The sequence below is a fragment of the Collinsella sp. AF28-5AC genome, assembly GCF_003457875.1.
Taxonomy (GTDB): Bacteria; Actinomycetota; Coriobacteriia; order Coriobacteriales; family Coriobacteriaceae; genus Collinsella.
The window spans coordinates 1-4,454 of the sequence record NZ_QRTA01000030.1 but is presented as its reverse complement, the minus strand read 5'-3'; the positions used below and the strand labels follow the sequence as shown (position 1 = coordinate 4,454).

The 4,454-nt window shown below is 58.1% G+C and carries 7 protein-coding genes; 3 read left to right on the top strand and 4 right to left on the bottom strand.

Going from position 1 to position 4,454, the window contains the following annotated elements:
- Positions 1–349: 349 nt before the first annotated feature.
- Genes DWZ01_RS10475 through DWZ01_RS10465 form a run of 3 tightly spaced genes read left to right on the top strand, consistent with a single transcriptional unit; the run spans position 350 to position 1,181 of the window.
- Complete coding sequence (locus tag DWZ01_RS10475) at positions 350–544, top strand: hypothetical protein (protein ID WP_233506209.1); 195 nt, start codon at positions 350–352, stop codon at positions 542–544.
- Positions 545–549: 5 nt separating this feature from the next.
- Positions 550–822, top strand: coding sequence for a hypothetical protein (locus tag DWZ01_RS10470; protein WP_012814665.1), 273 nt, complete (start codon positions 550–552; stop codon positions 820–822).
- A gap of 14 nt (positions 823–836) precedes the next feature.
- Positions 837–1,181, top strand: coding sequence for a hypothetical protein (locus DWZ01_RS10465; RefSeq protein WP_233506208.1), 345 nt, complete (start codon positions 837–839; stop codon positions 1,179–1,181).
- Between the two features lie 169 nt (positions 1,182–1,350).
- Here DWZ01_RS10465 and DWZ01_RS10460 read toward each other — a convergent pair whose 3' ends face one another.
- The 4 genes from DWZ01_RS10460 to DWZ01_RS10445 form a co-directional block, all read right to left on the bottom strand.
- Positions 1,351–1,749 (bottom strand): hypothetical protein, encoded by a 399-nt coding sequence (locus tag DWZ01_RS10460; RefSeq protein ID WP_117843713.1) that lies wholly within the window; start codon positions 1,747–1,749, stop codon positions 1,351–1,353.
- 334 nt (positions 1,750–2,083) lie between these two features.
- The gene (locus DWZ01_RS10455; RefSeq protein WP_117848977.1) at positions 2,084–2,416 is read right to left on the bottom strand and encodes a hypothetical protein; all 333 of its coding nucleotides are present in this window, start codon (positions 2,414–2,416) and stop codon (positions 2,084–2,086) included.
- Between the two features lie 2 nt (positions 2,417–2,418).
- Entirely contained in the window at positions 2,419–2,664 is a 246-nt protein-coding gene (locus DWZ01_RS10660; RefSeq protein ID WP_147332655.1) for a hypothetical protein, read from the bottom strand.
- 256 nt (positions 2,665–2,920) lie between these two features.
- Positions 2,921–4,387: a helix-turn-helix domain-containing protein gene (locus DWZ01_RS10445; protein ID WP_117848972.1), complete on the bottom strand. Its 1,467-nt coding sequence runs from the start codon at positions 4,385–4,387 to the stop codon at positions 2,921–2,923.
- Positions 4,388–4,454 lie beyond the last annotated feature (67 nt).

The following is a 4,454-nucleotide window of genomic DNA, read 5'->3' as shown; positions in this document are numbered from 1 at the left end:
TCATAGGCACGTTATATTATCAATAGATTTATTGTACACCCAGAGCCAGAAGAAAAGGCTCCCTCTGGAACCCCTCCCGGAAGCCCTCATAGGCACGTTATATTATCAATAGATTTATTGTACACCCAGAGCCAGAAGATACGGTGTATGGCAGAACGTCTGGCATCTCAGACATTTCCCCGATAAAAGCGTCTGGCATTTGTCTGGCACTTGAAGTGCAGGCGTATTTCTCCCGATAGAAAGATATGATATGATTTCATATCATATCGAAAGGAGAGCGGGCATGAGCCAGATAGGGGTTCACCCCAGAATCAGCAGGCGGCACCCCGAGGTGAGCGAAGCGGACGTGATGGCCGCGATGCGGTCGATGATTCGCTACAAGCAACGCGAATCGGGCGAGTGGATTGCCGTCGGCACGGACTCCCGCAGCAGGCTGGTCGAGCTCGTCTACATCTACGATGCCGACGATGACTACTTCTTCGTCTACCACGGGATGACCCCGCCGAGCGGCAAGACGCTCAGGGAACTCGGCTTGGAGAGGTGATTTGGATGAACGTGAACGATTTCATGGCGAAGCACGGCATCACCGATGCCGACCTCGACCGCATGGCCGCGCCCTACGAGGACGGCAGCTTCGAGCCGGAACCCGATGGCAAGGTGTTCAGCGGCTCACACCTCGACGCGGTCGGAACCCGCCGCGTGACGGTGGTCTACGACGCGAAGGATACGCAGAGAGTGGCCATGATAGCCCGCAGCAAGGGCGTGAAGCCGTCTTCGGTCTACAGGGACGCACTCGACTACTATCTGGCAGCACAGGCCTAAAGGACACTGACCATATGGCTGAAACGACAATGGAGCCTTGGAGCTTCACCATCGTCTTCGATGAGGATAAGGCGAAAAAGAACGGTTACGAGGTCGATACCCTCTATGACTACGTTGGCAAGAACGTCGAGGGGCTTGGAAACGAACGCATCGCACGCGGAACTTGGCGTGCAGCCAAGGGATACGATGAGGTCGATGCGCAAACCCTCGCGATTTCCAAGCTCTCCCGTCAGAAGTGGGTCATGCAGAATATCAAGTCACTTGCCTTTCGCGAGGACGATGATGAAATCTATGACGGAATCGAGACCATCCGACGGGTATATCCGGAGCGCGTTTTCGATTCGGAATCGGGCGAGTAGTCGGGTCAATGTAGTTGTCGGTGACTACGGGGCGGCGTGTTCCGCGCCCGCGCGGATCTAAGCCGACTCGTTCACCGACGGCGGAATTGACGCGACGGTCGAAACAGAAGACCAGACTTGATTGAGGGTCGATGGGCTAGCCTGCCCATCGACCCTTTCCTTGCCCTCGTCAGTCGTTTTCGGCATTGTCGAAATCCTCGATTTTAAGATGGACGTTGTTCCGGTCGGCTTCCCTGCGGAGCGCCGCGAGCGCTTCCATGATTTCAGAGAACGCCGCAACCTCCTTTCCCAAAACCGCCTTGGCTTCCTCATGGTCGAGCGCATTCGAGCCGTACGTGTTCAGGAATCTCATGAACTGGTTCAGGTTCGTCCCCTGCTTCGCGAGTTCGTGCGCGGCCTTTCTCAAAGGCTCGGTATCAATGACCCTGATTGTCGCATCGTCGGAATTGGCAAGGAGCGTGCGGGCGTATTCGGAAACCGTCATGCCGTTTTTGGCGGCTTTTCGCTTGAGGGCCTCCTTCTCGTGTTCAGTCATCCGCACCTCGACGCGTGCTTCTTTTCTCCGCATGTCGCTTTCGGCACCTCTCGTTTTTCCAGAATCATCCGTTTGCAAATAGCGCCGCCGCGTTTGCAAACGGTGCGAAATCGAGCGGCAGGGTTGCCGCCCACTGAAAACCGGCAACTCTAAATTGCCGGTTTTCCAAAGCGCAAGCGCTCTCCCGTCAAGGCCGCTAAAGCCGTTCGGGAGCAAGATGGAAGTGAGGAAAAAGTCCACAACAGTGGAGTTTGTCCGTACACTTCCCAAATCTTGCAACTCGAAGAGCGGCCTTGGCCGGTGAGCGCTTGCGCGAGAGTCTTCTTTCTGCGGTGCCGCCGCCGCAGAAAGAAGACGGACAGCCCGACTAGGCGAACGCGCAGTAGACGTACCCGCCCTTTCGGTCGTACTCCCAATCGCCCGGAAGCTCGTTGCCGTCTGAATCGACCTCGACCCACCAGCCGTCCTCCGGGTCTCCCATGACGCGCCAGCGGCGCTTGCCGAGCTGCGATACGAGTTCATCGCCGTCAGGCTCGACGAGCGCGGAATCGCCCACATCGCCGACGCGCTCGACCGACAGAACCCACGCCTTGCCCTCGGCGCTCGCGATTCGGTTGAAGAACTCCGACAACTCAAAGTCAGCCACCTCGGTGCGCTCGCATTCCCCCGACCTGCGCAGCACGGATACGTTCCACTTCATGGTTAGCCCCTCCAAGCCCTCTTGAGCCTTTGCCATCGGCTCAGCTTCTGCTCGGCCGATTCCAGCGCGAGCGCCTGCGCCGTCTCGTGGTGGAGCGCCTGAGCGCCCTGCACGGCCTTGGTGCCGTCGGCCACCGTCTCCATGAGCTTGGCTATCTGCTCGTCCTTCTTGGCGAGCTGCGCATCCTTGACGGCCAACTGCTCGACGAGCGCGGTCAACGCCCGTGAATCGGTCTCTTTCTGCTGCACGCCACCGTGTATCTCCTGTGTATCTCGGTGTGTATCACCCTGTGTATCAGGCGGCTCCTCGTCAAGCGAATCGATGAACCCGCGAACTAAATCAGTCTGTGAACATCCGCGCAGCTCGGCAGCATTTTTTAACTTACAGATTTGCTCATCTGTAAGCCTGAACATCTTCTGCGGCACGTGTATCTCCTGTGTATCTCGGTGTGTATCACCCTGTGTATCAGCCCATTTCACCACCACGATAAGAGACAGGCAAGAATCAATCGGTTTTCGGCTCCGCCATATCGACGTGGATATGACCGTCCTCGTACCACGCGCCGTCCGGCAGACCGTCGGTGTCACGTTTCCAGTCCCTCAGCCACTTGATGACGGTAGACCTCGACACGCCCAGCGCCTTTGCTATGTCCGAGTGGTTGGCATCCGGGTGCTCCCGGGCATAGGAGCGAATCAGCTCGCGCTTCTCACCGCTTCCCTTCGGCCGACCTTGCAACGCATGACCGGCATCCTCGCTCAGAATCTCAAGGTTCGAACGCGCCATTCTGAGGTGCAGCGCCTGCTTCCTGTAGTTCCGCTTGTTTTTCGGGATCGCTATTCCCGATATCCTCTCCAAGTCCTTGATGGGGAACTTCTTGTACCGCAGGTCGAGGCATTCGAGAGCGTTCTCGACCTCATGGTCGTTGCCGAACGGGTGCTCGGTGTCTACCGAATCCAGGAACGGCACCAGCGAATCCATGTCTGCCTTGACGCGCTCGCGGTCGGTGATGCCGCACTTCACGGCGTATATCGCCAGAGCCATCAGGCAGAAGTACCTATGGCTGAACGTCGCACCCGCGCGTATCTTGCGCAGCCACCAGTTGTAGAGGTCTTCCTTGGCATCCCACGAGCCGTCGGCGCGTCCGCCGCCGACGATGACCTTCTCGTACCACTCGGGGAATCTCTCCTTGGCCTGTTCGAGCGTGTACCTCGTCTCCCTCCACTTCTTCGACAGGTCTACCTGCTGTTCCGGGGGAAGGAAGTCGTTCAGCTCTTCGAGCGAGAAGGGGTGCGTGTTGACCGCGAACGCCCTGACCGTGCCGCCGTCCTTCGTCTTGCCGCCGATGACGCGGAACCCTTGGTTGATGCCCTGATGCTGCGGGTGCTCCCATTCCCTCGACGTATGCTTGTTCCACATCCTGTCGGTCAGGTGGTACTTCATGTCCTTCAGCAGGCTCTTGGTGTTCGGGTATAGGTCGGCGGGTTCCTCGAGGACGTAGTACAGATGAACGTTGTGGCCGCTCAGGATGATGTAGTTCGGCTCGGGATAAACAGGGTAGTCGCTTCGGCAGTTGTACAGGAAGGCCGTGAGCGTGCCGTCATCCTGCCCGTCGAGGTCGAAAATCATGGCGCACATCTTGCTCTGCGCGTCGGCGGTGTTCGCCCTGCCCCAGTAGGTGAGACCGTTCGTTATCGCCCAGTTCGCATCGCGGAACTCGGCAAGGGTCTCCTCGAACGTGTCCTCGAACAGGATTCGGCGGCATCTCCTGTCTCCGACGAGCTTCCCGTCGCTGTCGTAATGCCCGCCGAACGAGCCGAGGATTATCGGGTTGGCCTTGTGCAGCCCACCCGGCTCGCCCTCCGTCTGGATGAAGCCATCGCCGAGCTGGAAGATGTCCGAGTAGACTTCCATGGCCGACACCTCGGAAGCCCCGTATTCGAGAAGAACAGACTCAAGAGACAACCCGCTCACCAACCCCTCCCAGGAGCCCTCATAGGCACGTTATATTATCAATAGATTTATTGTACACCCAGAGCCA

Bases quoted from the DNA above. Each gene is read 5' to 3' on its own strand.
- DWZ01_RS10475 (WP_233506209.1), top strand. From the start codon at position 350: ATGGCCGCGATGCGGTCGATGATTCGCTACAAGCAACGCGAATCGGGC.
- DWZ01_RS10465 (WP_233506208.1), top strand. From the start codon at position 837: ATGGCTGAAACGACAATGGAGCCTTGGAGCTTCACCATCGTCTTCGAT.
- DWZ01_RS10470 (WP_012814665.1), top strand. From the start codon at position 550: ATGAACGTGAACGATTTCATGGCGAAGCACGGCATCACCGATGCCGAC.
- DWZ01_RS10460 (WP_117843713.1), bottom strand. From the start codon at position 1,749: ATGCGGAGAAAAGAAGCACGCGTCGAGGTGCGGATGACTGAACACGAG.
- DWZ01_RS10455 (WP_117848977.1), bottom strand. From the start codon at position 2,416: ATGAAGTGGAACGTATCCGTGCTGCGCAGGTCGGGGGAATGCGAGCGC.